The sequence below is a fragment of the Planomonospora sp. ID91781 genome (genome assembly GCF_015711595.1).
GTDB lineage: Bacteria > Actinomycetota > Actinomycetes > Streptosporangiales > Streptosporangiaceae > Planomonospora > Planomonospora parontospora.
Genome location: NZ_JABTEY010000002.1, coordinates 1,786,536 through 1,810,607, shown reverse-complemented (window position 1 = coordinate 1,810,607; position 24,072 = coordinate 1,786,536). Strand labels below are relative to the sequence as shown.

The 24,072-nt window shown below is 74.3% G+C and carries 20 protein-coding genes; 9 read left to right on the top strand and 11 right to left on the bottom strand.

The genetic code is table 11. The annotated features are described in order from the left end of the window. Window positions 1-20: 20 nt before the first annotated feature. Both HS048_RS27305 and HS048_RS27300 read left to right on the top strand, forming a co-directional pair. The gene (locus HS048_RS27305) at window positions 21-1,064 is read left to right on the top strand and encodes an ion channel (protein WP_196469084.1); all 1,044 of its coding nucleotides are present in this window, start codon (window positions 21-23) and stop codon (window positions 1,062-1,064) included. Further along, on the top strand, window positions 1,061-2,659 hold the full coding sequence (locus HS048_RS27300) for an MFS transporter (protein WP_196469083.1): 1,599 nt from the start codon (window positions 1,061-1,063) through the stop codon (window positions 2,657-2,659). Before HS048_RS27305 ends, HS048_RS27300 begins: the two co-directional genes overlap by 4 nt. 52 nt (window positions 2,660-2,711) lie before the next feature. On the opposite strand, the gene HS048_RS27295 is transcribed toward HS048_RS27300, so the two are convergent. Continuing rightward, window positions 2,712-3,938 carry a ribonuclease D gene (locus HS048_RS27295; RefSeq protein ID WP_196469082.1) on the bottom strand — a complete coding sequence of 409 codons (1,227 nt, stop codon included), beginning with the start codon at window positions 3,936-3,938 and terminating at the stop codon, window positions 2,712-2,714. Further along, a complete protein-coding gene (locus HS048_RS27290) occupies window positions 3,935-4,531 on the bottom strand; it encodes a DUF3000 domain-containing protein (RefSeq protein ID WP_068895972.1) in 597 nt (198 codons plus the stop codon). The genes HS048_RS27295 and HS048_RS27290 overlap by 4 nt, the downstream gene beginning before the upstream one ends. A 730-nt stretch (window positions 4,532-5,261) precedes the next feature. Between HS048_RS27290 and hemE the strand changes: the two genes are divergently transcribed. Then, entirely contained in the window at window positions 5,262-6,299 is a 1,038-nt protein-coding gene (gene hemE / locus HS048_RS27285) for a uroporphyrinogen decarboxylase (protein WP_068895970.1), read from the top strand. On the opposite strand, the gene HS048_RS27280 is transcribed toward hemE, so the two are convergent. Further along, complete coding sequence (locus HS048_RS27280) at window positions 6,265-7,323, bottom strand: DUF4349 domain-containing protein (protein ID WP_068895969.1); 1,059 nt, start codon at window positions 7,321-7,323, stop codon at window positions 6,265-6,267. The genes hemE and HS048_RS27280 overlap by 35 nt on opposite strands. 246 nt (window positions 7,324-7,569) lie before the next feature. On the opposite strand from HS048_RS27280, the gene hemG reads away from it, so the two are divergent. The 3 genes from hemG to HS048_RS27265 all read left to right on the top strand — a co-directional run bounded on the left by hemG (window position 7,570) and on the right by HS048_RS27265 (window position 10,835). After that, on the top strand, window positions 7,570-8,994 hold the full coding sequence (hemG, locus tag HS048_RS27275; RefSeq protein WP_068895967.1) for a protoporphyrinogen oxidase: 1,425 nt from the start codon (window positions 7,570-7,572) through the stop codon (window positions 8,992-8,994). Between the two features lie 135 nt (window positions 8,995-9,129). Then, on the top strand, window positions 9,130-9,837 hold the full coding sequence (gene hemQ / locus HS048_RS27270; protein ID WP_068895965.1) for a hydrogen peroxide-dependent heme synthase: 708 nt from the start codon (window positions 9,130-9,132) through the stop codon (window positions 9,835-9,837). Window positions 9,838-10,052: 215 nt separating this feature from the next. Further along, window positions 10,053-10,835: a hypothetical protein gene (locus HS048_RS27265; RefSeq protein WP_196469081.1), complete on the top strand. Its 783-nt coding sequence runs from the start codon at window positions 10,053-10,055 to the stop codon at window positions 10,833-10,835. 377 nt (window positions 10,836-11,212) lie between these two features. On the opposite strand, the gene msrB is transcribed toward HS048_RS27265, so the two are convergent. Then, window positions 11,213-11,614: a peptide-methionine (R)-S-oxide reductase MsrB gene (gene msrB / locus HS048_RS27260; protein WP_068895962.1), complete on the bottom strand. Its 402-nt coding sequence runs from the start codon at window positions 11,612-11,614 to the stop codon at window positions 11,213-11,215. 496 nt (window positions 11,615-12,110) lie between these two features. On the opposite strand from msrB, the gene HS048_RS27255 reads away from it, so the two are divergent. Together HS048_RS27255 and HS048_RS27250 are read left to right on the top strand one after the other, a co-directional pair. Further along, window positions 12,111-12,941 (top strand): hypothetical protein, encoded by an 831-nt coding sequence (locus tag HS048_RS27255; RefSeq protein WP_196469080.1) that lies wholly within the window; start codon window positions 12,111-12,113, stop codon window positions 12,939-12,941. Window positions 12,942-12,944: 3 nt separating this feature from the next. Then, entirely contained in the window at window positions 12,945-13,655 is a 711-nt protein-coding gene (locus HS048_RS27250; RefSeq protein WP_068895956.1) for a class F sortase, read from the top strand. A gap of 33 nt (window positions 13,656-13,688) precedes the next feature. On the opposite strand, the gene HS048_RS27245 is transcribed toward HS048_RS27250, so the two are convergent. From HS048_RS27245 to HS048_RS27235, 3 genes are all read right to left on the bottom strand, one after another. Beyond that, window positions 13,689-16,016: an acyl-CoA dehydrogenase gene (locus HS048_RS27245; protein WP_196469079.1), complete on the bottom strand. Its 2,328-nt coding sequence runs from the start codon at window positions 16,014-16,016 to the stop codon at window positions 13,689-13,691. A 127-nt stretch (window positions 16,017-16,143) separates the two neighbouring features. After that, window positions 16,144-16,500 (bottom strand): hypothetical protein, encoded by a 357-nt coding sequence (locus HS048_RS27240; protein WP_196469078.1) that lies wholly within the window; start codon window positions 16,498-16,500, stop codon window positions 16,144-16,146. Between the two features lie 41 nt (window positions 16,501-16,541). After that, window positions 16,542-17,270, bottom strand: a complete 729-nt coding sequence (locus HS048_RS27235; protein WP_196469077.1) for a pyrimidine reductase family protein — start codon at window positions 17,268-17,270, stop codon at window positions 16,542-16,544. A gap of 103 nt (window positions 17,271-17,373) precedes the next feature. Here HS048_RS27235 and HS048_RS27230 point away from each other — a divergent pair, with 103 nt between their 5' ends. After that, a complete protein-coding gene (locus HS048_RS27230) occupies window positions 17,374-17,778 on the top strand; it encodes a hypothetical protein (protein WP_068895951.1) in 405 nt (134 codons plus the stop codon). A 91-nt stretch (window positions 17,779-17,869) separates the two neighbouring features. On the opposite strand, the gene glgX is transcribed toward HS048_RS27230, so the two are convergent. The 4 genes from glgX to HS048_RS27210 all read right to left on the bottom strand — a co-directional run bounded on the left by glgX (window position 17,870) and on the right by HS048_RS27210 (window position 23,886). Next, window positions 17,870-19,999 (bottom strand): glycogen debranching protein GlgX, encoded by a 2,130-nt coding sequence (glgX, locus tag HS048_RS27225; RefSeq protein ID WP_196469076.1) that lies wholly within the window; start codon window positions 19,997-19,999, stop codon window positions 17,870-17,872. Between the two features lie 159 nt (window positions 20,000-20,158). Continuing rightward, a complete protein-coding gene (locus HS048_RS27220; protein WP_068895948.1) occupies window positions 20,159-20,587 on the bottom strand; it encodes an OsmC family protein in 429 nt (142 codons plus the stop codon). A 48-nt stretch (window positions 20,588-20,635) separates the two neighbouring features. Next, window positions 20,636-22,273 (bottom strand): isovaleryl-CoA dehydrogenase, encoded by a 1,638-nt coding sequence (locus tag HS048_RS27215; RefSeq protein WP_307832668.1) that lies wholly within the window; start codon window positions 22,271-22,273, stop codon window positions 20,636-20,638. Window positions 22,274-22,443: 170 nt separating this feature from the next. Continuing rightward, a complete protein-coding gene (locus HS048_RS27210) occupies window positions 22,444-23,886 on the bottom strand; it encodes an ankyrin repeat domain-containing protein (protein WP_196469074.1) in 1,443 nt (480 codons plus the stop codon). Window positions 23,887-24,072 lie beyond the last annotated feature (186 nt).

Sequence of the window (24,072 nt, the reverse complement as noted above, 5' to 3'; positions counted from 1 at the left end):
CCGTCCCGACAGGAGGAGGCATGCCGGTCTTCGTCGCCCGCCTCCTCGCCCGGATGGGGCTCCTGGGGACGTGGTGGACGCCGGCCGCCCTGCTCGCGGGCGTCTACGTGACGAGCTGGCCGCTGATGGTGCTCGCCGAACCGGAGGGCAGCGCGGTCGCCGCACCGGCCGACTACTGGTGGTACTTCGTGGTCACCGCCGCCACCGTCGGATACGGGGATCTGCGCCCGGAGTCGGCCGCGGGGCGGGTGGTCGGCACCTACGTCATCGTCGGCGGCATCGCGACGCTGACGGCGGTCTTCACCAAGCTGGCGAAGACGCTGGAACGGGCGAAGGGGAGGCGGATGCGGGGCGCCGTCACGGTGGACGCCTCCGGTCACGTCGTGCTCCTCGGCTACACGCCGGGCAGGACCGAGCGCATCGTGGACGAGCTGATCGCAGACGGACGGCGCGTCGTCCTGTGCGCCTGGGAGGACGTACCGGCCAACCCCGTGCCCGACCGCAGAGCCGTGTTCGTCCGGGGGGACCTGAGCGACGGCGCGGTGCTGCGCCGCGCCGGGGTGCAGCGGGCGCGCAGCGTGCTCGTGGACGTCCGCGACGACAACGAGGCGCTGGCCGTCGCGGTGACCGTCGGCCACGTCGCCGGGCACGTCCACCTGGTCGTCACGCTGCGCGACCTCGGCAGGGAGCGGCACCTGAGGTACGTGGACGAGACCGTGCACTGCGTCCAGTGGCACAGCCCTCACATGATCACGGAGGAGCTGAAGCATCCCGGCATCACCGAGGTCTACGCCGAGCTGATGACCCACGACGGCGCCGGCACCTACTCGATACGGCTTCCCGAGTCGCTGGGGCCGGTCCTGGTCGAGCACTGCCAGACCGTGCTCGGCCGCAAGGGCGGCGCGACCATGCTCGCCGCCCGCGCCGGCGGCGAACTGCTGGTCAACCCCGGCTGGCGGACCGAGCTTCCGTCCGGGGCGGTGCTCTACTACATCGGCTCGCGCCGGCTGACCCCCGAGTGGATCGCCCGGGCCCTGCGCGGTCGGCAGGAGGAGGACGGATGAGACGGTGGCGGCCGCTGGCCGCGCTGGCGGCCGCCCAGTTCGTCATGGTCCTCGACCAGTCGGTGATGAACGTCTCGATCAGCACCCTGGTGGACGACTTCGACACGACGGTCCCCACGATCCAGGCCGTGATCACCCTCTACTGCCTGACGATGGCCATGCTCATGCTCACCGGCGCCAAGATCGGCGACATCGTCGGCCGCCGCCGGGCCTTCGTCGCCGGCCTGGTGGTCTACGGCTGCGGATCGGCCGTGACCGCCGTCGCGCAGAGTGTGGCGACCCTGGCGCTGGGGTGGTCGATCCTCGAAGGGGTCGGTGCGGCACTGGTGCTCCCGGCGCTGGTCGCGCTGGTCGCCGGGAACTTCGAGGGACGCGAGCGCAAGGCCGCCTTCGCCGTGGTCGGAGGCGTCGGGGGCGCCGGCATCGCGGTCGGCCCGATCCTCGGCGGCTGGGCGACCACGACGCTCACCTGGCGCGTGGTCTTCCTCGGGGAGGTCGTCCTCGTCCTGCTCATCCTCCTCATGACCCGCACGCTGGCGGACGCTGATCGCCGTGGTCCGGTGCCCCGCCTCGACATCCTGGGCGCCGTGCTCTCCGCGGCCGGTCTCGGGACGATCGTCCTGGGCGTCCTGCAGTCGAGCACCTGGGGGTGGGTCGAGCCGAAGGACCCGCCCGTCGAGCCGTTCGGGTTCGCGCCGACGCTCTTCGTCATCGCGTTCGGCGGGATGCTGCTGCGGGCCTTCGCCGGCTGGCAGCGCCACCGCGAGAAGGGCGGCCGCGACCCGCTGGTGCACCTCGGCCTGCTGGGCCTGCCGCCGCTGCGCGCCGGGGTGGTGGGCCTGCTCACCCAGAACCTCATCCTCATGGGCGTCTTCTTCGTCATCCCCCTGTACCTCCAGCTCGTCCTCGGTCTCGACGCCCTGGAGACGGGGATCAGGATGCTGCCCGCCTCCGCGGCGATGTTCGTCACGGCCGCCGCAGGCTCCTGGCTGTCGTCCCGGTATCCGGTGCGCTCGATCGTCAGGACCGGCCTGGTGATCGCCGTCGTCGCCGTCCTCGTCCTGCTCGCCACCGTCCGGCCCGACCTGGCCGGCGCCGTCTTCGCCCTCGCGATGGCCCTGCTCGGCGTGGGCATGGGGCTCGTCGTCTCGCAGCTCGGCAACGTGGTGCAGTCGTCGGTCGACGCCTCGGGCCGGAGCGAGGCCGGTGGTCTGCAGTACACCGGCTGCCAGCTCGGTTCCTCCCTCGGGGTGGCCCTCGTCGGCGCGATCGTGCTGGCGGGCCTGACCGGTGTGTTCGTCTCGAACGTCCAGGCCGACGACCGCATCGCCCCCGAGGTCTCCGCCCAGGTCGGCGTGGCGGTCGAGTCGGGCGTCGACTTCGTCGCCACCGACCGGGTCCGGGCCGCCGCGCAGCAGGCGGGTCTCGACCGGGCCGCCGCCGAGGCGCTCGTCGACGACTACCAGGGGGCCCAGATCCGGTCGCTCAAGGCCGGTCTGCTCGCCGCGGCGCTCCTCGCGCTGGCCTCTTTGGCGTTCACCCGAGAGCTGCCGCACACGGCGCCCTCCTCCGCCGCGATCGCCGCTGGGCCGTGACGGTCCCGGCGCGCCGGAGAGGGCCCTCACCGCGCGCCCGGGAACAGGCCGGTCAGTCCCCGCCGGTGACCTCCAGGCGGGCCAGCGCCTCGGCCACCGGGCGGGCGGTCAGCCCGATCTGCCACTCGCGGGCGCCCAGCCCGCGCAGCCGGGCCGCGACGGTCTCCGCGTCGACGACCGCGGGCGGCTCCCAGGTCAGGCGGCGCACGGCCTCCGGCTGCAGCAGGTTCTCCGTCGGCATGCGGTGCTCGTCGGCGAGAGCGGCGACCGCGGCTCGCGCCGCGGCGAGCCGACGGGCGGCGACCGGGTCGCGGTCCATCCAGCGGTTGGCGGGCGGCGGCCCGTCTCCGGGGGCGCTGGGCTGGGGCAGCTCGGGCTCCGGCAGGGCGCGTGCCCTGGTGATCGCGGCGAGCCAGTCGCGCAGGTGCTTGCGGGCGCTGCGACCGGTGAAGGCGGGGATGTCGGTGAGGGCCTTGGTGGTGCGGGGCAACTCCAGGGCGGCGGCGACGATCGCCGAGTCGGGCAGGACCCGGCCCGGCGCCAGGTCGGCCTCGCGGGCGAGGGAGTCACGGAGCGTCCACAGCTCCCGGACCACGGCCAGCCCGCGCAGGGCGCGCACCTTGTGGATCCCGGAGGTGCGCCGCCACGGGTCGGTGCGGGGTCCCGGTGACCGGTGGGCCAGCACCGCGGCGAACTCCTCCTCGGCCCAGGCGAGCTTCCCGCTCGCCTTCAGCTCCTCGTGCAGGACGTCCCGGAGCTCGATCAGGACCTCGACGTCGAGCGCGGCGTAGCGCAGCCAGTCCTCCGGCAGCGGGCGGGTGGACCAGTCGGCGGCGGAATGGCCCTTCTCCAGCCGGAGGCCGAGGACGTTCTCCACCATCATGCCGAGGCCCACCCGCTCATAGCCGAGCAGCCGCCCGGCGAGCTCGGTGTCGAACAGCGCGCGCGGGCGGAAACCGAGCTCCGCCAGGCAGGGCAGGTCCTGGGAGGCGGCGTGCAGCACCACCTCGGCGTCGGCCAGCGCCGCGTCCAGCTCCGACAGGTCGGGGCAGCGGATCGGGTCGATCAGCGCGCTGCCCGCACCCGCCCGGCGCAGCTGCACCAGATAGGCGCGGCCGCTGTAGCGGTAGCCCGAGGCCCGCTCGGCGTCCACGGCGACCGGCCCGGTGCCCTCGGCGAAGGCGCGCACGACGCGCGCGAGGCCGGTCGGGTCCTCGATGACGGGGGGGATGCCTTCTCGAGGTTCCAGCAGTGGAACGATCGTCGTCTCGTCGGTCACGTTCTGAAGGACTCCGGATCTTCGCGACGGCGCGGCGGCAGGGTCGCCACGTCGGAGGGCAGGGGGGGGATGCCCGCCGCCAGGCACATCAGATCGCACCAGGCGGCGACATGGCCGGAGAGGTCCTCCTCCAGGGGGGACCAGGAGGCGCGCAGCTCGAGCTCCGTGGTCACCGGGTCCTCGGACTTGTTGCCGAACCCCTCGGAGACGGCCCGGGTGACGGTGCCTCCGGCGGCGGCGTAGCCGGCGGCGTGCGCGTCGAGCGACTCGGTGAGCCAGCTCCACGCGACGGGACCGAGCAGCGGGTCCTCGGTGATCTCCGGCTCCATGTCCGCCCGGACGTAGGCGACCAGCCGGAACTGGCCGTCCCAGCCCCGCTGGCCGTCGGGGTCGAAGAGCACGATGAGGCGGCCGACCGCGAGCTCGTCGTCGTCGCGGTAGACCGAGGCGCCGATGGCGGCCGAATAGGGGGCCAGGCGCTGGGGCGCGGGGATGTCCTCCAGCTCGATCTCCGGCCTGACCTCGGCCGGGCGCAGGCTCGCCACCGCACGCCGGAAGGCGGCGGGAGCGGGCGGCGCGTCACCGAGGGTCATATCGGAAGCGTAGGTCGAAACTGAGCGCATGGGGACCATCGGGGTGTTCGTGGGAGCCATCGGAGCCGATCAAACCGAAGCCATCGGGCGGTGCGGAGCGCGCGCGGCGCCGACGGGAACCCCCGGCGTCCCGGGGAGGCCGGAACCGGAGCCGAGCAGCAGCGCGTGCCCGCACTCGGAGCAGGCCCACTCGGGGCACTCGCCCGCCCCGTGGCCGTCCGGGCAGGGAGGCTGCTCGAAAACCCGCTCGGCGGCACAGGAAGCACAGTGCTCACCGCGGCGTTCGGGTGAATTCCACATCGTGGTCATCGCACACGGCCTTTCGTCGGGTCGTGGTCCGACGTTGGCACGTCGCGCCGACAATTCCGCGCAACGTGCTCGGCGTGTCCCCAAAGTGGTGCCGGAATCGATGCCGCGCGGTGATTGACGAACATTTGGACCGGCCGGGGGCCGACCCTGGTTCGCCGATGGGAGGAACTGTACCCGCAAACATGATCGCTCCGCGCCGTCTCGCGAGATCGGAGGCCTCCGGTCGCCGACTTTCCTCGGGTCTCCGGCCGAACTCCGGCGGACGGGACGCCCGGACCGGAAGGACCGCCCCGGCATGGTCGCGGATGACCGTCCGGGGCCTTTCCGGATGTGATGTCACCAGTTGACCGGTATTTCGGGCGGGCCGCGCCACCTGGGACTTGGTGCGCGGACCGGCCGGGGGGCATGGCACCCTGGGAGGGTGAATCCCGAGCTTGCCGACTCCCCGTTCCTGCGCGCCTGCCGCCGCCAGCCCGTCCCCCGCACGCCGGTGTGGTTCATGCGCCAGGCGGGCCGCTCGCTGCCCGAGTACCGGGCCGTGCGCGGCGGGGTGCCCATGCTCACGGCCTGCGCCACCCCCGACCTGATCGTGGAGATCACGATGCAGCCGGTCCGCCGCTACGGGGTGGACGCGGCCATCTTCTTCAGCGACATCGTGGTCCCGCTCAAGGCGATCGGGATCGACCTCGACATCAAGCCCGGCGTCGGACCGGTGATCGCCGACCCGATCAGGGACGCCGCCGCGGTCCGGACCCTGCGTCCGATCGAGCCCGACGACGTCTCCTACGTCACCGAGGCCGTCCGGGCGCTCACCGGCGAGCTCGGGCCGACGCCGCTCATCGGTTTCGCCGGCGCGCCGTTCACCCTCGCCTCCTACCTCATCGAGGGCGGCCCCTCCAAGAACCACGACCACACCAAGGCGATGATGTACGGCGAGCCGCACCTGTGGCACGCCCTGATGGACCGGCTGACCGAGATCACCCTCGGCTTCCTGCGCATCCAGGCCGCCGCCGGAGCCTCGGCCCTGCAGCTCTTCGACTCCTGGGTCGGCGCCGTCGCCCCCGACGACTACCGCGAGTTCGTCCTCCCCTACACCGGCCGCATCTTCGCCGGCCTGGCCGACCTGGGCGTCCCGCGCATCCACTTCGGCGTCGGCACCGGAGAGCTGCTCGGCCTGCTCGGCGAGGCCGGGGCCGACGTGGTCGGCGTGGACTGGCGGGTCCCGCTCGACGAGGCGGCCCGCCGCGTCGGCCCCGGCAAGGCGCTCCAGGGAAACCTGGACCCGGCGACCCTGCTCGCCCCCTGGGAGGTCGTCGAGCGCAGGGCGGGCGACATCCTCGCCCGCGGGGCCGAGGCGGAGGGCCACGTCTTCAACCTCGGTCACGGCGTGCTGCCGGGCACCGACCCCGACCAGCTGGCCCGCCTCACCGACTTCGTGCACCGGGCGTCGGTCCGCTGACGTCGCCCGGCGGCGAGTCGGAGGGCGCCGGTCCGGAGGGCGTCCGAGGCGTGTCCGGAGTCACCGGTCCAGGAGACGCCGGCCCGGGAGTCACCGGCCCGGGAGGAACCGGTCCGGAAGACCCCGGTCCGGGAGGAACCCGTCCGGAAGACGCCGGTCCGGAGGGCGCGGGCGGTCCCGGGCGCCTCCTGCGGCTGCGGCGCAGCCCCAGGGCGATCGCCAGCCACACCGGGACGATCACGAGCAACCAGGGGAGCAGCGCACCGAGGACCGTCAGCCCGACCTTGACGGTGGTGACGAAGGCGTCCCAGCCCGCCTCCAGACCGCTGAGGAAGCCGCCGGGCTCCTCCTCCGGAGGCTCGGGCGCCTCGGCCACCGGGCCGATCAGATTCAGGGTCAGCGTCGCCATGCCGGTGAGCGAGGCGAGCTTCTTCTGCCGGGCCTGGAGCGACTCCAGCTCCGCCTCCCGGTTGGAGATCTCCCGCTCGACCTCGAGCACCTGGCCGATCGTGTCCGCCCGCTTCAGCAGCGCGCGCAGCGAGTCCAGCGCGGACCGCGCCGACTTCAGGCGGCTCTCGACGTCGGCGACCTCCTCGGTGACGTCCTCGGTGTTCTGCTGGACCGACTCCCGCTTCCCCAGCTCCTTGCCGAACCGGTCGACGACGCCGGGGTAACCGGCGGGCGGGATCTTGAAGACCAGCGTGGAGGAGGCCTCGCCGCCGCCGAAGGCGTCCGACTTCTCCTGGGAGAGATAGCCGCCGGCCGCGGTGACGATGCGCTTGGCCGTCTCCGCCGAGGCGGCCACGTCCTCGGCGCGGACGGTCATCTGCGCGGTGTAGACGATGGCCCGCTCGGTCGGGACCGCCTGCACCTGCTCCGTCTGCCGCCGCTCGCCCCCGGCCTCGGCGGACGAGGGGGCCTCGGCGCTCTCCGCGCGGTCGAACCCCGCCTCGCCGGAGCCGCCGCCCTCGCCGGAACCGCCGCCCCGGGCGGAGGCCGGCGCCGGAGCGCCGGCGTCACTCATGGAGGGCGTCTCCGACGCGCCGCAGGCCGACGCGAACAATGCCAGGCCCACGAGAGGAACCACCAGGCGCGGGCCGTACCGGAATCTGGTCATGCATCTGGAGACGGGCATCCGAGAGCACGGGTTCGGCGGAAGGGGTCACGATGCCGTCACGTTCTCCCCGGCCGCGGGGGCGGTGGGCGGCGCCGGACGGCGCGCCCGGGGCAGGACGCGGACGGCCGCAGGGGAGCGGTACGGTCAGGAGTCATGGAAGGGAACCGGAGCCATGTGGTGGTCGTCGGCGGCGGGATCGCCGGTCTGGCCGCGGCGTGGCATCTGCGGCAGGGCGGCGGGGACGTCCGGGTGACCGTGCTCGACGGCGCCGGGCGGATCGGCGGCAAGCTCCTCGCGAGCGAGGTGGCCGGGGTCGCGGTCGACGCCGGGGCCGAGGCGATGCTCCTGCGGCGGCCCGAGGGCAGGGACCTGGCCAGGTCGGTCGGGCTCGGCGAGGAGCTGCGGCACCCCGGGGAGGCCCAGGCGGCCCTGCTGGTCGGCGGGGCGCTGCGGCCGATGCCGAGGGGACAGGTCATGGGCGTCCCGTCCGACCTGCTGGCCCTGGCCCGGTCGGGCGTGCTGAGCCCCGCGGGGCTGGCGAGGGTGCCGCTGGACCAGGTCATGCCGGCCACGCTCGTCACCACCGACGTCTCGGTGGCCGCCTACGTCCGCGCCCGGATGGGCGGGGAGGTGGTGGACCGGCTGATCGAGCCGATCCTCGGCGGCGTCTACGCCGGCCGGGCGGAGGCCCTCTCCTTGGACGCGACGATGCCCAGGATCGCCGCGGTCGCCCGTTCCGAGCGCTCCCTGCTCGCCGCCGCCCGGAAGATCACCGCTGAGGCGCCCAAGGACGCCGGTCCCGTCTTCGCCACCCTGCGCCGCGGCATGGGCAGCCTGCCCGAGGCCGTCGCCGCCGCCTCCGGTGCGGAGATCAGGACCGGGGTGATGGTCCGGGAGCTGCGCCGCGCGGGGAGCGGCTGGCGGCTGGTGGCCGGGCCGGTGCCCGATCCCGAGGTCGTCGAGGCCGACGCGGTGGTCGTCGCCGCCCCCGCCCCCGCGGCCGGCCGCCTGCTCGCGGCCGAGGTGCCCAAGGCCGCGGCCGAGCTGGCCAGGATCGAGTACGCCAGCATGGCCATCGTCACCCTGGCCTATCCGCGGGTGGCCTTCCCGCAGGCTCCGGCCGGCAGCGGCTACCTGGTGCCGCCGGCCGAGGGCCGCCCGGTCAAGGCCGCGACGTTCAGCTCGGTCAAGTGGCCGCACCTGGCCGAGGCCGACCCCAACCTGGTCGTGCTGCGCTGCTCGATCGGGCGGCTCGGGGAGGAGGCGCTCCTGCAGCGCGACGACGCCGAGCTGGTCGCCCTGGCGATGGCGGAGGCGGCCGAGATCCTGGGCGTGCGGGGCCTGCCCCTGGACTCCCGGGTCACCCGCTGGGGCGGCTCGCTCCCGCAGTACAACGTGGGCCACCTGGACCGGGTCGCGCGCATCCGCGCGGCGGTCGCGGCCCAGCCCGGCCTGGCCCTGTGCGGCGCGGCCTACGACGGCGTCGGCATCCCCGCCTGCATCGCCACCGCGCGTACGGCGGCGGCCCGGATCCTGGACCACCTGGCCTCCCGGCAGAGCGGCTCCTCCGTCGCCTGAGAGGGGGCCGGGAGGGGCGGACCGGGGAAGGGCACGGAGGTCCGGGAGGTCCGGGAGGCCGTTCCCCGCCGGACGGACCGGACGCCCTCCTCGCTAGATTTGGAGGGCGGGGGAAGCAGAGTTCCTGATGAGAGGGTGAGGACGACGGACGAGAAGCAGCGGCCCAAGGCGCGTGACCTGAACCAGGTGATCCGCTACACGATGTGGTCGGTCTTCAGGTTGCGCGACGGCTGCCCGGGCAACCGGGAGGGCCTGGCCGGCGAGGTCGAGGACCTCCTGGCGCAGATGGCCGAGAAGGACGTCGTGACCCGCGGCGTCTACGACGTGGGCGGTTTCCGCGCCGACGCCGACTTCATGTTCTGGTGGCACGCGCCGACCGCCGAGGACCTGCAGGAGACCTACTCGCGGTTCCGCCGCACCGATCTGGGCAGGCTGACCGAGCCGGTCTGGTCGGCGATGGCCCTGCACCGCCCGGCGGAGTTCAACAAGTCGCACATCCCGGCGTTCCTCGCCGAGGAGGAGCCGCGGGCCAACGTCTGCGTCTACCCGTTCGTCCGCTCCCTGGAGTGGTACCTCCTGGACGACGCCGACCGCCGCCGGATGCTCGCCGAGCACGGCCGGATGGCCCGTGACTACCCCGACGTGCGGGCCAACACCGTCGCGTGCTTCGCCCTGAACGACTACGAGTGGATGCTCGCCTTCGAGGCCGACGAGCTGCACCGCATCGTCGACCTGATGCGCACCCTGCGCGGGGCCGAGGCCCGGCGGCACACCCGGGAGGAGATCCCCTTCTACACCGGCATCCGCAAGCCGGTGAGCGAGCTGGTCAACGCCCTGCCGTGAAGCGCCCCGCGGTGACCCCGCGATGACCCGGCGGTGACTCCGGGGTGAAAGGTAAAGCCCTGCCGGAAACGGGCGGCCTCGTTCCAAAATTTTGTCATACTCAGGGAAAATCTCCCGAGTGCGAGGTCAAGGTGACCAAGGGCGAAGGTCTGGTGCGTTCCGGGCGGCACAGGGGCGGCCACCGCAGGAAGAGGTCCCGGCGGTGGAGCCGGGAGGTGTCCGTGGGGGCCGCGGCCCTGGCGGTCGCGGTCGCCGGGATCGTGGTCGTGAGCTCGTCGTCCGGCGAGGCTCCCGCCGCCGGCGGGAAGACCTCGCAGCGGGGCCCCGCGGACGGGGGAGCGGCGCCGGAGACGGCCGTGGCGCTCCCGCAGGCGGGGGTGCCGCGGGCGGCGCCCTCCGGTCCGGCGGGGGCGGACGGACGGCGGACCCCGATGGTGACCGCGGGGCTCGACGGCGCGGGCTCGGGCGCGCCCGCCGGTGATCCGGGCGGCGCGGCGCGGGAGCCCGCGGCCGGGGAGCCCGGCGCGGAGAAGCCCGGGACCGGTGAGGCCTCGGAACGGAAGGACCCCGCCGTGGCCGGTGAGGCGGACGCCGGGAAGCCCGAGACCCGTGAACCCGGGGGCGGGAAGCCCGCGAAGAAATCCGAGAAGGCCGCGAAGGTCGAGGAGGCCGAGGCGGCGGGCCGGTCCAAGCACACCGACACCGGGGCCGTCGCGTACTTCCAGCGGAGCAAGGCGGCCAAGCGGGTGAAGGACATCCGCATGGTCGGGGGATACCTGCGGATATACACCGACCTGCCGGAGTCGGCGGACAACTCCAAGCAGGCGCTCGAACTGTGCGAGACGGGCCTCGACTACCTCGCCGAGGAGGTCGGGGAGGACGACCCCGTGGTCTTCGTCCAGGCGGAGTTCGGCGAGAACGGCAACCCGGTCCTGGCCAACGTGCTGGGCCCCGACGACTCCACCTGCCGGGTCACCTACCCCAGGCCGGGCCGGTAAGGCCCCGGCCGTGCCGTCAGGGCGGATCCGCGTCACGCGCCGCGGATCCGCGACGTCTGCGGTGCCGCCTGATCGGGAGAGCCGATCCCGCTCCGCTCGAGCGTCCCCTCGCCCGCGCCGAGGGGACGTCAGAGGATCCTGACCCGGGTCTTTCCGCACATCGTGCAGCGCTGGGTGACCACCCTGCCGATGGTCTCGATGATCTCCCACCTGTGGCGGAGATGCACGGGGGCTCCTCGGGAGAAAGATCACTCTTTGGAGATCCTTGCACACTGTGCGTAGTAGTCTTTACCCGTGCCAGGGCGGGCATTCACCCGCCCGCGCGGGTGAATGCGGAAAGTCCCGGGTGTGCTCCGGAGAACCGGCCGGGGCCGGGGCTACTCGGCGGGCTCCAGCCTGAGCGAGACGGAGTTGATGCAGTAGCGGTCGTCGGTGGGCGTGGCGTAGCCCTCGCCGTGGAACACGTGGCCGAGGTGGGAGTCGCAGCGGGCGCAGCGGACCTCGGTGCGGACCATCCCGAGGGAGCGGTCCTCGATCAGGGTGACGGCCTCGGACGCGGAGGGCTCGTAGAAGCTGGGCCAGCCGCAGTGGCTGTCGAACTTGGTGTCCGACCGGAACAGCTCGGCGCCGCAGGCGCGGCAGCTGTAGACGCCCACGGTCTTGGTGTCGACGTACTCGCCGGTGAAGGGACGCTCCGTGCCTGCCTGGCGGAGCACCTGGAACTCCTCGGGAGAGAGCTGGGCGCGCCACTCGGCGTCGCTCTTGACCACCTTGTCCATGTCATGACTCTACGCGAACGCCGCGGCCGGGAGAAAAATCTTGGAGGGCGGAGCATCCTCGGGCGCCCGATCCGGCGTCCTTGTCAGTGTGGGGGGTTTTCACCTTCCAGATGAGGGATGAGATCATCCGTCCGGCCGTCCAGAGGATCAACGGGACGGTGCGAATGCCGCCGGCCGGGTGGCGCGCCAGCGCCCGGGACCGGAGAGCGGGACGGATGATCGCGGTCCGTCCCGTCGAGAGCCCGGTCCCGCCGCCGCGGCGACTCCGGGACGGACCCGTCCGTCCGGCGCCGCCGTACGGCTAACCGGGCCGGGCGGCAAAGTCTGCGTCTGATTCGGGTAAACGATGGGCCGCCTCCGGAGGGCGGCGCTTGCCTCCCGCTCCGCCGGTTCGCGAAGCTCGGCCGTGCATCGAAGACACGCGGAACACATCGGCACCGGGGGCAGAACTGTGGCGGCTATCGCAGGAGCACGACGTCTCGCGGCGGTGGGTGCGGTGACGGCCTTCTCATTCGGAGGCGCCGCCCTGGCGGTCGGGATCGGTACGGCCGCCGCCCAGGCGTCACCGGTGGACGGGCGGGCCGTGCCGGGCACATGCGAGACGATCCTGCCGCCGTGCGCGTCGCAGCCGGGCGGGGCGGCGGGACAGGCGGTGGGACAGTCCGGAGGGCGGGCCCGGGGGGACGGCGGCCGGGAGACGCGCGGTCCCGGCGGGGGGGTGTCGAGCCGCCAGGACGACGTGTGGGCGGGAGCGCTGGGCTCGGGTTCCACCTCGTCGGAGGCGCACGCCTCCGGTGGGGACGGGGACCGGTCCGGGGGCGCGTCCGGCGGGACCGGGGGCGGGGTGAAGGAGGCCTCGGGCGTGTCCCGGCCGGAGAAGACCGCCGGTGGGAAGCCGGTCCGGGACAAGGGCACGGACAAGGGCACAGGCACGGACTTCACGGACAAGGACCTCACGGACAAGGACTCCGGGAAGGACTTCACGGACAAGGGGTCGAAGGGGTGGCCGGGGAAGCCGACGGCGCCCTCCACCGGATCCTGGCCGACCGCTCCGGGCGGGGGCGGTTCGGGCGGGTCCGGCCAGAGCTGGACCGCCGTGCCCGGTGAGACGGTCTCCAGGGCCCCGGCCTCCCTGCCCGCCTCGTGGGACCCCAGGGCGGACGAGCGGCGCAGGATCCCGGAGGGCGCCCCGCAGACGGGCGGCGGGGGCCTCGCGCCGGAGGCCCGGTCCGGTGACTGGCCCCTCGCCGCGGGCGGCGCGGCGCTGCTGCTGGGAGCCGGGCTGGCGGGCCTCGCCGTACGGGGCCGCCGGTCGGCCGAAGCGTAACCGGTGCCGTCCACCGGGCGGCGGCCGACGCTCGGGGCGGCGGCGCTGGCCACCGCGGCCGGGGTGCTGCTGTGCGGGCTCGGCGTCGGCCGCATCCTCTCCGAGGAGGGCGCCTTCTCCGCGTCGGCCGGGCAGCCGCCGCCTGCGGAGGCGTCGCCGGCCGCGCCGCCGGAGGGCGTGTCGCGCCGCCCGCTCGTGCCGGTGGCCTCCGGCGGGTCGCTGGCGTACACGTTCGCCCGGCCGCTGAAGAGGTCCGTGCCGCTGACCGTGCACATCCCCAGGATCGGGGTGACGGCCCGGTTGATGCGGCTTGGCCTCGGCGCCGGGGGCGCCATCGAGAACCCGCCCCTGCACCCTCCGGACCTCGCCGGCTGGTACGCCGGAGGCCCGGCTCCCGGCGAACGCGGTCCCGCCGTCATCACGGGGCATCTCGACACCCGCACCGGGCCCGCCGTCTTCGCCCGCCTGCACAGGCTCAGGCGCGGCGACCAGATCCAGGTGCTGCGCCGGGACGGCTCCGTGGCGGTCTTCGCGGTCGACGCGAGCGAGCTCGCCGCCAAGGACGCCTTCCCCACGGCCCGCGTCTACGGTGACGTGGACTACGCCGCCCTGCGCCTCGTCACCTGCGGCGGCGCCTTCGACCACGGGACCCGCAGCTACACGGGCAACACGATCGTCTACGCCCACCTCGCGCGCGTCTACCGCCGGACCTGAGTCCCCCGCGCCGCCGTACGGCGGCGCGGGCGGTCACGGGTCGCGGGGGAGGGCGAGGGCGCGCTCGGCGATGATGTTCAGCTGGATCTCGGTGGTGCCGCCGCCGATCGTGAAGGCCCGGGTGGCGAGGACCATCCGGTTCCAGTACGGCGAGGCGGGGTCGATCGACCAGCAGAACTCGGAGACGGCCTGGGAGTGGCGCATGCCGAGGAGCTTGCGGACGCTGGAGGCCGTGCCCGGGTCGCCGCCGGACAGCTGGGAGAGGGTGACGCGCAGCCCGAGCGCGGAGATCGCCTGGCCCTCGGCCCACAGCCGTCCGGCCTGCTCCAGCGCGGCGGGGCGGAGCGCCTGCGGGCCGCCGAGCCTGCCGATCAGCTTGACCATGTCGGTGTGCTGCGAGCCGGGTCCCCAGGAGTCGCCGAGGGCGACGCGCTCATGGGACAGGGTGTCGCGGGCGACCTTCCAGCCCTGCCCGACCTCCCCGACCACCAGGTCGTCGGGGACGAAGACGTCGTCGAGGAAGACCTCGTTGAAGATCTCGTCTCCGTTGATCTCCTTCAGCGGGCGGACGGTGACGCCGGGGGAGGACATGTCGACCAGGAAGTAGGTGATGCCCTCGTGCTTGGGGGCGTCCGGGTCGGTCCTGGCCAGGCAGATGCCCCAGTGCGCGTACTGGGCCAGGGAGTTCCAGGTCTTCTGGCCGCTCAGGGACCAGCCGCCCTCGACCCGCACGGCCCGGGTGGACAGCGAGGCGAGGTCGGACCCGGCGCCGGGCTCGCTGAAGAGCTGGCACCACGTGATCTCGGTGGTGAAGGTCTTGGGCAGGAAGCGCTCCCGCTGCTCCGGCGTGCCGTACCGGACGATGGACGGCACGGCCCAGGCGGCGATGGCCAGGTTGGGGCGCCGGACCCCGGCGGCGCGGAACTCCTGGTGGATGACGACCTGCTCCAGCGGAGAGGCCGCGCGGCCCCACGGCTCCGGCAGGTGCGGCATGAGCCAGCCCTCGGAGGCGAACCGGGCCAGCCGGGTCAGCGGCTCCTCCGCGGCCAGGGAGGCGACGGCGGCCCGGATCTCCCGGCGGAAGGGCTCGGCCTCGGCGGGGAGGTCCGGCTCCGTCGCCCTGCGCACTCCGGCGGCGGCCAGGACGGCCGCGCGCTCGGCCCACTCTCCCGGATCGCCGCTCAGCGCCCGCAGGGACAGGGCGCGGCGGTAGTACAGGTGGGCGTCGTGCTCGTAGGTGTAGCCGATCCCGCCCAGCACCTGGATCGCGTCGGCGGCGCACCGTACGGCCGCGTCGGCGGCGAGCACCCCGGCCGCGGCCACCGCGAGGGCGGCCTCTCCGGTGGACGTCCCGGCGGGGGCCGCCGTGTTCTCCCCGCGCGTCCCGCCTGGATCGGAGACATGGGGGCCGGAGACGTGGGGACCGGAGACGTGGGGACCGGAGGTGAGGGGACCGGAGGTGAGGGGAGCGGCGGCGTCGAGGGCCCGGGCGGCGTCCCACACCGCGGCGCGGGCCTGCTCCAGGGCGACGAGCATGGCGGCGCACCGGTGCTTGACGCCCTGGAACTGGCCGATGGGGCGGTCGAACTGCACGCGGACCTTGGCGTACTCCGCGGCGGTGGTCACCGCCCAGGCGGCCACGCCGCAGGCCTCGGCGCCGAGCAGGACGACCGCCAGGGCGCTCACCAGCTCCGCGGTCACCCCGTCCAGCACCCGGTCGGCCGGTACGGGCCGTGCCGCCACCGCCGCCACCGCCGTCAGCGGCCGGGTCGGATCGACGCCCTCCAGCGGCTCCGTCACGCAGTCGGCGCGGTCGAGGGCGGCCCACCGGCCGTCGGCGAGCGGCAGGACGACGAGTCCGGCGTCAGGCGCGCCCAGTGCGGTCAGAAGGCGCTCGGGCCGGGCCGCGTCCCCGGCGGCCGGGCCCTGGGCGGAGGCGCCCGGCCCGGCGGTGCCCGGAGCGGGGCGCGCGGCGGGGGCGTCCGGGGACGCGACGGCCGGGGTCGCGGCGCGGAGGCCTCCGGGCAGGGCGACGGCGGCGGTCAGGGTCCCGTCGGCCAGGGCGGGCAGGAGCCCGTGCGCGGACCCGCCGCGGGAGATGATCGCCGAGGCGAGGGCGGTGGGCAGGTGGGATCCGGGGGTGCAGTGCTCGCCCAGGGCCTCCAGCGCGACGGAGAGCTCCGCCAGCCCGCCGCCCTGCCCGCCGTGCTCCTCCGGAAGGTGCAGCCCCAGCAGCCCCTGCGCGGCCAGCGCGGCACGGAAAGGCTCGTGCTCCGCGCCGCGGACCGCGATGTTCCGCCCGGCGAAACCGTGGACGGAGGCCGCGAGTGCCCGGTGCTCCCCCGTGATCCCGATGCTCATGCGCAGACTCTAGAACGGCATTCGGTTTTACGTAAGAGGGCGTGTCCCGGCCGTCACCGCCCGCCGACCGGTCCGGTGCCCGGGATCCGCCGGAGGAGGCGGCCGGACCGGCGGGGGCCGCCCGGTGTCATCGCCGCCGGTCGTGCTGCCCGCCCCCGGCGAAGGCGAAGTTCACCGCGATGATGCCGACCCAGATGACCGCGAGCACGAAGCCGGGATTGTCCAGGATGAGGGCCAGGGCCACCGTCGACGGCACGCCCAGGGCGAGGGAGACGATCGAGAGCGCGAGCCGCTGCCCGGCGGCCACGGAGGGGCGGACGGCCGGGGCGCGGGCCGCGAGCCGCTCGTCCACCCGCCGGTCGATCTCGCTGTCCATCTTCTCCAGGAAGCCCTCGACCAGGGAGTCCTCGAATTCGGGGCCGAGCTCGCGACGGGCCTCGACCGCTGCGCGCAGCTCGTCGCCGGGGGAGGATGATCTATCCATGATCGAGATATATCGTTTATGCCCGTCGATGTCCATGGAATTCAGGAAGAAGACCGTACATATCTGGTGAACAGGAAGCCGTCCTCCTCCAGGACGTGGGCCAGCCGGAGGCGGGCGAGCACGTCCGGGCCGTCCAGGACCCGGGCGGCGGACCCGCCGACCAGCATCGGGCTGACCGTCAGGCAGAGCTCGTCCACCAGGTCCGCGGCGGCGAGCTGGCCGTTGATCCGCGCCCCGCCCTCGCACAGCACCCGGCCCAGTCCCCGCTCGCCGAGCTCCCGGACCGCCGCGGCCAGGTCCACCCGGTCGTCCCCGGCCACGATCACGTCGGCGCGCCCGGCCGCCCGCGCGCGCCGGTCCGCCGGAGCCGCCCCGCAGGTGACGACGATCGTGCGCGCGCCCGGCTCCGCCTCGGTGAACAGCGGGGAGTCCAGGTCCAGCTCCAGGCTCCGGGTGACCACGGCGACCGCCGGGGCGGCGGGGCGGCCCTCGCGCAGCGCCCGCCAGGACTCCCGCGGCCGGGCCGGGCCGTACCCCTCGCTGCGGACGGTCTCGGCCCCGGCCAGGATCACGTCGGCCAGCCCGCGCAGCACCCCGAAGACCCGCCGGTCGCCCGTGCCGGACAGCCCGCCGGACAGGCCCTTGAGCCAGATCCCGCCGTCGGCGCTGGCCACCATGTTGACCCGCACGCACCGCGGGCCGGGATAGGCGTAGGCGAGGGCGAGATCGACGTCGGTCCCGGCGGGGGGAGCGGGGTGCAGGAGGCGCATCCCCCCACCCTGGCACAGCCACCGGTCGATAACGGATTCGGCGGCCCTGGTGACTTCGGGGGCCCGCCGTCACATGATTTCTTTGAAGATCAGGGAGGGTTGCGTGGGGCTGGTCGCGATCGTGACATGGTCGATCACCGCGATGGTCGGGATCTACCTGCTGTACCTGTGGCTGTCCGGCGGAGGCCTGCGGCAGCAGGCGACGAAGGTCACCCGGTTCCCCGCGGCGCTGGTCTTCGCCCACCCGGTCCTGGCGGTCTCCGCGCTGGGCTGCTGGATCGCGTACGTGCTCACCCTGCAGCGGTTCCTCGCCTGGCTCTCCTTCGGCGTGCTCTCGGCCGCCGCGCTGCTGGGCTTCGTCATGTTCACCCGCTGGCTGGGCGGCGGCCGCCACGCGCGCGGCGCCGAGCAGCGCTTCCCGGTGCTCGCGGTGCTGCTGCACGGCCTGGCGGGAGTGACCACGTTCGTGCTGGTCCTGCTCACCGCCACGGTCGCGACCGGCCGCTAGCTCCAGGAGCCGTCCCGCCGGTCCCGGGGGTCCGCCCGGTGCGTACGGCCGGCCGTCCCGCGCGTCCGGAAGGTCCGCCCGGTGCGCGCGGTCACCCCCGGGCGGACCTGGCGCAGCGGAGGATCTGCATCGAGCGCGCGGTCACCGCGATCACGGACTCCGGCGGCCAGAACTCGTCGGGGAACGGCTCGTCCCTGGCGACCTCGTCGGCGGTGTCCAGCACCGTCCGCCACGCGGAGCCGTAGCGGGCGTCCGGGAGGGTGAAGGTCATGTCCCCGTGGTGGGCGTTGATCAGCAGCAGGAACGAGTCGTCCACGATCCGCTCGCCGCGCGGGCCCGGCTCGGTGATGGCGTCCCCGTTGAGGAAGACCGCCAGCGACTTGGCGTAGCCGGTGTGCCAGTCGGCCGCCGACATCTCCGTCCCCGCCGGGGTGAGCCAGACGATGTCACGGACGCCGCCGGAGGCCGGGCGGCCGTGGAAGAACCGCCGGCGCTGCAGGACCGGGTGCCCGCGGCGGAGCTCCGACAGCGCCCGGACGAAGCCGAGCAGGTCGGCCTCGGTCCCGGCCAGCGACCAGTCGATCCAGGAGACCTCGTTGTCCTGGCAGTAGGCGTTGTTGTTGCCGTGCTGGGTCCGGCCGAGCTCGTCGCCGGCGACCAGCATGGGCACGCCCTGGGAGATGAACAGGGTGGCCAGGAAGTTGCGCCGCTGCCGGCGGCGGAGCCGTACGATCGCCGGGTCCTCGACCGGGCCCTCGGCGCCGCAGTTCCAGGACCGGTTGTCGTCGGTGCCGTCGCGGTTGTTCTCCCCGTTGGCCTCGTTGTGCTTGCGGTCGTAGGAGACCAGGTCGTTCAGGGTGAACCCGTCGTGCGCGGTGACGAAGTTGATCGAGGCCACCGGGCGGCGGCCGGAGGTGGCGTACAGGTCCGCCGAGCCGGTCAGCCGGGAGGCGAACTCCGGCAGCGCCGAGCCGTTGCCCCGCCAGAAGTCGCGGACCGTGTCGCGGTACTTGCCGTTCCACTCGGTCCACAGCGGCGGGAAGTTGCCCACCTGGTAACCGCCCGGCCCCACGTCCCAGGGCTCGGCGATCAGCTTCACCTGCGAGATCACCGGGTCCTGCTGGATCAGGTCGAAGAACGCGCTCAGCCGGTCGACGTCGTGCAGCTCGCGGGCGAGCGCGGAGGCCAGGTCGAAGCGGAAGCCGTCCACGTGCATCTCCAGGACCCAGTAGCGCAGGGAGTCCATGATGAGCTGGAGCGCGTGCGGGGAGCGGACGTTGAGGGAGTTGCCGCAGCCGGTGTAGTCGAGGTAGTAGCGCCGGTCGCCGTCGTGCAGCCGGTAGTAGGCGGTGTTGTCGATGCCCCGGAAGGAGAGCGTGGGCCCCATGTGGTCGCCCTCGGCGGTGTGGTTGTAGACCACGTCGAGGATGACCTCGATGCCCGCCTCGTGCAGCGCCTTGACCATGGCCTTGAACTCCAGCACCTGCTCGCCGCGCCGGCCGCCGGAGGCGTAGCCGTTGTGCGGGGCGAGGTAGGAGATGGTGTTGTAGCCCCAGTAGTTCGTCAGCCCCCGGGCCACCATCGCGTGCTCCGGCACGAACTGGTGCACCGGCATCAGCTCCACCGCCGTCACGCCCAGGCTCAGCAGGTGGTCGAGGACCGCCGGGTGGGCCAGCCCGGCGTAGGTGCCGCGCTGCTCCTCGGGGACCGCGGGATGGCGCATGGTGAGCCCGCGCACGTGCGCCTCGTAGATCACGGTCTGGTGGTACGGCGTGCGGGGCGGCCGGTCGGCGCCCCAGTCGAAGAACGGGTTGACCACCACGTTCTTCGGCATGAAGGGGGCGCTGTCGTAGTCGTTGCGCGCGGCCGGATCGGTGAACCGGTAGGAGAACAGCGCCTCGTCCCACGACAGTTCGCCGTCGATCGCCTTGGCGTAGGGGTCGAGGAGGAGTTTAGCGGGGTTGCACCGGTGCCCCTGGGAGGGCTCGTAAGGCCCGTGGACGCGGTAGCCGTACCGCTGCCCGGGCATCACGCCCGGCAGGTAGCCGTGCCAGACGAACCCGTCGACCTCGGGCAGGTCGACGCGCTCCTCACGCCCGTCCTCACCGAACAGGCACAGCTCCACCCGCTCGGCCACCTCGGAGAACAGGGCGAAACCGGTGCCCACGCCATCCCACGTGGCACCGAGCGGGTACGGCTCTCCCGGCCAGACTTCGCGCATGTAACCAGATTCTCCTCCAGTCGGGTCTCCCGCGCGGGGTGCGCCCGCCTTTTTCCGCCCCGGCCCGCAGGTACGGCGCGGCGCGGGCGGGGCGCGGAACGCGGCCGCGCGCGCCCGCACCGGGGCGCACGCGACCGCGGGAGCGCGGGAGCGCGGCGGTCAGCTCAGCAGTTCGGCGTTGAGGCTGATCGTGGTGCCGGCCAGGGCCTTGCTCACCGGGCAGTTGGCCTTGGCCGTCTCGGCCGCGGTCTGGAACTGCTCGGCGCTGATCCCCGGGACGTGGGCGCGGACCGAGATGACGATCCCGGTGATGCCCTCACCCGGCTGGAAGGTCACGTCGGCCTTCGTCTCCACCGACTGCGGCGGCGTGCCCGCCTGGGCCAGGCCGTGCGACAGGGCCATCGAGAAGCAGGACGAGTGGGCGGCCGCGATCAGCTCCTCCGGAGAGGTCTTGCCGCCCGGCTGCTCGGCCCGCGAGGGCCAGGACACGTCGAACGTGCCCACGCCGGAGGAGTCCAGCGCGACCGTGCCGGAGCCCTCCATCAGGGAGCCCTTCCACTGGGTCGTCGCGGTACGGGTCGTCGCCATGGCGATGTCCTTTCGATCGATCAATGTTCATGAGCGAACATACGCCGTTCAGGCGCCGGGGTGTGCGACCCGGTCGATGACGGCGTCAAGATCCAGCCCGGAGGGCAGCGTACCGAACGCCCGGCCGCCCTCACCGGAAAGCCGGGAGGCGCAGAAGGCGTCGGCGACGGCCGCGGGCGCGTGCCGCACCAGCAGGGAGCCCTGCAGGACCAGCGCCATGTCCTCGGCGAGCCGGCGGGCGCGGGACTCGATGTCGGCCGGGTCCGACAGCGACTTGCGCAACCGGTCGGCGGCGTCGTCCAACCGGCGGTCGGCCCCGGCGGCGAGCGCGACCTCGCCGAGGAACGCCTCCAGGGCCTCCGGCTCGCGGCCCAGGGCGCGCAGCACGTCCAGCGCCGCCACGTTCCCCGACCCCTCCCAGATGCCGTTCAGCGGCGACTCGCGGAACAGCCGCGGCAGCTGCGAATCCTCCACGTAGCCGTTGCCGCCCAGGCACTCCATCGCCTCGGCCGCGTGGACCGGCGCCCGCTTGCACACCCAGTACTTGCCGACGGCCAGCGCGGTACGGCGCAGCGCGGCCTCCGTGGCGTCCCCGGCGGCGTTCCCGGCGGCCCGGTCGGTCGCCCCGGCCAGGCGCGTCATCAGCGCGGTCGCGGCCTCCGACTCCACGGCCAGGTCGGCCAGGACGTTGCGCATCAGCGGCTGCTCGATCAGGCGGCGGCCGAACGCGCCGCGGTGCGCGGCGTGGTGGACCGCCTGGCGCAGGCCGTACCGCATGCCGGCGGCCGAGCCGATCACGCAGTCCAGCCGGGTCATGTTGACCATCTCCAGGATGGTCCGCACGCCCCGGCCCTCCTCGCCCACCCGCCAGGCGACGGCCCCGTGGTACTCCACCTCGGAGCTGGCGTTGGACCTGTTGCCCAGCTTGTCCTTCAGCCGCATCAGGCGCATGGCGTTGCGGGTGCCGTCGGGCAGCACGCGGGGGAGCAGGAAGCAGGTCAGGCCGCCCGGAGCCTGGGCCAGGACGAGGAACACGTCGCACATCGGGGCGGAGTTGAACCACTTGTGGCCGGTTAGGGCGTAGGTCCCGTCGCTCAGCGGCTCGGCCCGGGTGGTGTTGGCGCGCACGTCGGAGCCGCCCTGCTTCTCGGTCATCGCCATCCCGGCCAGCACGCCGCGCTTGGCGGCCGCCGGCCGGAGCCCGAAGTCGTACTCGCGGGAGGCCAGCCGGGGCTCCCACTCGGCGGCCAGTTCCGGGGCGTGGCGCAGCGCCGGGACGGCCGCGTAGGTCATCGAGACCGGGCAGCCGTGCCCGGCCTCGACCTGGCTCCAGACGTAGAACCCGGCGGCCCGGGCCACGTGCGCGCCCGGCCGCGGGTCGGTCCACGGGGCCGCGTGCAGGCCGCCGGACACCGCCACGGTCATCAGCTCGTGCCAGGCGGGGTGGAACTCGACCTCGTCGATCCGGTGGCCGTAGCGGTCGTGGGTGCGCAGCACCGGCGGGTGCTCGTTGGCCAGCCGCCCCCACTCGGCGGCCCGCTCCGTCCCGGCGAGCGTGCCGAGCCGCCGCAGCTCCTCCAGGGCCCAGCCGGCGCCCTCGCGGGCCAGGCCCTCGGTGAGGGCCGCGTCGGCGGACACGTCGTGACCGGTGAGCGGGGGGACCTGGTTGAAGACGTCGTGGGTCACGTGCGGCCTCCGCGTGAGATCGCCCGGCCCCGTCCTCGCCGGTCGCCGGGGGTTCCGTCTGCCTCTATCTCGACATGCGAACGGTCGCATGTCGAGATAGAGGCTATTCGTCCGGATACTGATGGGTAACCCCACGTGCCGCGGCGCCCCGGGCCGACGGCCCGCCGCCGTCAGAGGCCGGTGACGACGTCCCTGGCGTAGTCGTCGTCGCTCTCGGCCAGGACCCGCTCGATCCCCGCCCGGGCCCGGGGGTCGCCCCGCCGGGCCAGTCCCCGCGCGGCCTCGGCCACCGTGCCCAGGTCCTCGTCGTCGAGCCGCGCGGCCAGCGCGTCGCGGATCTGCGGGGTGTCCTCCTCCAGGCCGGCCAGGCCCGTGGTCGCCCAGTCGCGCACGTCCGGGTCGGGGTCGGAGGTCATCGAGACGAGCAGCGCCAGTCCCTCGGCGTGGCCGGGCGGCAGGACCGCGGCCAGCGCCGCCGGATCGGCCTCGGTACGGGTCCAGCCCTCGGCGGTGACGATCTCCAGAACCTCGGGCAGCGCACGCGGGTCGGCGTGGTGGCCGAGCGCGCCGAGCACCGAGCGCAGCACCCGTTCGTCGCCCTCGGTGGCGGCCATCCGGCGCAGGACGGGCAGGCTCTCCTCCAGGAAGGGCTTGGCGTCCTCGGTGAAGCCGTACTGGGAGAGCACGTCGACGGCGAGCTCGCGCCGGCGCGGGTCCTCGCTGACGCACAGGCGCACGGCGTCGTCGAAGGTCCCGCGGTCGCCGCGCCGCTGCAGCGAGGCCGCCACCGTCCACCAGGTCTCGGCCTCCTCGTCGACGTCCCGGTACGGCAGCGCCCGCTCGACCAGCTCGTCGAAGGGCAGCCACTCGCCGGTCGCGTCCTCCAGGAGGGTGGCGACGGCCGCGTGGCCGCGCTGGCACTCCAGCTGGACGGCGGGCCTGCCCTCGCCGTCCACCGCCGTGACGGTCACCAGGTCGGTGCCGTCCTCGGCGCGGGAGCGTCCCACGACGAACTCCGCGTCCTCGGGGGCCTGGTCGGTGACCTGGTCCAGCAGGGCGCTCTCCAACTGCGTGCCGAGCCAGTCGTAGGCGATGGACAGCGGCGTGTCGCCCTCCCCGTCCGGCCGGGCCGGGTCCGCCCCGGCCTCCAGCAGCGCCCGCACCGCGCCCAGCGCCCCGCGCCGGGCCGCCAGGGTGAGCGGCGTGTCGCCGTCGTCGTTGGCGTCCTCGGCCCCGGCTCCGGCTTCCAGGAGCGCGTGCAGGGCCCCGTCGCGCCCGCCGGCCGCCGCCCAGAGCACGGGCGTCCATCCACCGGCCTCCCGGCCGGCGGGGTCGGCCCCGGCCGCCAGCAGCGCCTCGACCGCCTCGACGTGCCCGCCGGCCGCCGCCGCGCACAATGGCAGCCCCTCCTCCTCGCCGCCGCTGACCCGGCCCGGATCGGCCCCGGCCGCCAGCAGGGCCCGCACGAGGCCGGTGCGGCCGGCCGCCGCCGCCCGGTAGAGCGCGGTGGATTCCGCGCCGTCCGCCGGATCGGCGGGCGCACCCTTGCGCAGCAGGGTCTCGGCCCGCTCGGCGTCGCCGGCGGTCACGGCGTCCAGAAGCTCTCGGTACATGCCTCCGGATCATAGGCGGACCCGGGCCTCCGCCGGTGGAGCGGGCCGTACGGCACGCGGTCCGGACGGCGCGGGCCCTGCGCGGGTCCTGGGCGACGCCCGGGCGCCGGTGCCCCGCGCGGCACGGCGTCCGCGGGCTTCTGCACCGTCCGGTGGACGGCCGGTCTCCTCCTCGGGGAGGAGACC

Coding starts and splice junctions, on each gene's coding strand:
- glgX (WP_196469076.1), bottom strand. CDS start 19,999: ATGCGCGAAGTCTGGCCGGGAGAGCCGTACCCGCTCGGTGCCACGTGG.
- HS048_RS27280 (WP_068895969.1), bottom strand. CDS start 7,323: ATGAGTGACGCCGGCGCTCCGGCGCCGGCCTCCGCCCGGGGCGGCGGT.
- msrB (WP_068895962.1), bottom strand. CDS start 11,614: ATGGACAAGGTGGTCAAGAGCGACGCCGAGTGGCGCGCCCAGCTCTCT.
- hemG (WP_068895967.1), top strand. CDS start 7,570: ATGGAAGGGAACCGGAGCCATGTGGTGGTCGTCGGCGGCGGGATCGCC.
- HS048_RS27245 (WP_196469079.1), bottom strand. CDS start 16,016: ATGAGCATCGGGATCACGGGGGAGCACCGGGCACTCGCGGCCTCCGTC.
- HS048_RS27290 (WP_068895972.1), bottom strand. CDS start 4,531: ATGACCCTCGGTGACGCGCCGCCCGCTCCCGCCGCCTTCCGGCGTGCG.
- HS048_RS27300 (WP_196469083.1), top strand. CDS start 1,061: ATGAGACGGTGGCGGCCGCTGGCCGCGCTGGCGGCCGCCCAGTTCGTC.
- HS048_RS27235 (WP_196469077.1), bottom strand. CDS start 17,270: ATGCGCCTCCTGCACCCCGCTCCCCCCGCCGGGACCGACGTCGATCTC.
- HS048_RS27305 (WP_196469084.1), top strand. CDS start 21: ATGCCGGTCTTCGTCGCCCGCCTCCTCGCCCGGATGGGGCTCCTGGGG.
- HS048_RS27210 (WP_196469074.1), bottom strand. CDS start 23,886: ATGTACCGAGAGCTTCTGGACGCCGTGACCGCCGGCGACGCCGAGCGG.
- HS048_RS27220 (WP_068895948.1), bottom strand. CDS start 20,587: ATGGCGACGACCCGTACCGCGACGACCCAGTGGAAGGGCTCCCTGATG.
- HS048_RS27240 (WP_196469078.1), bottom strand. CDS start 16,500: ATGGATAGATCATCCTCCCCCGGCGACGAGCTGCGCGCAGCGGTCGAG.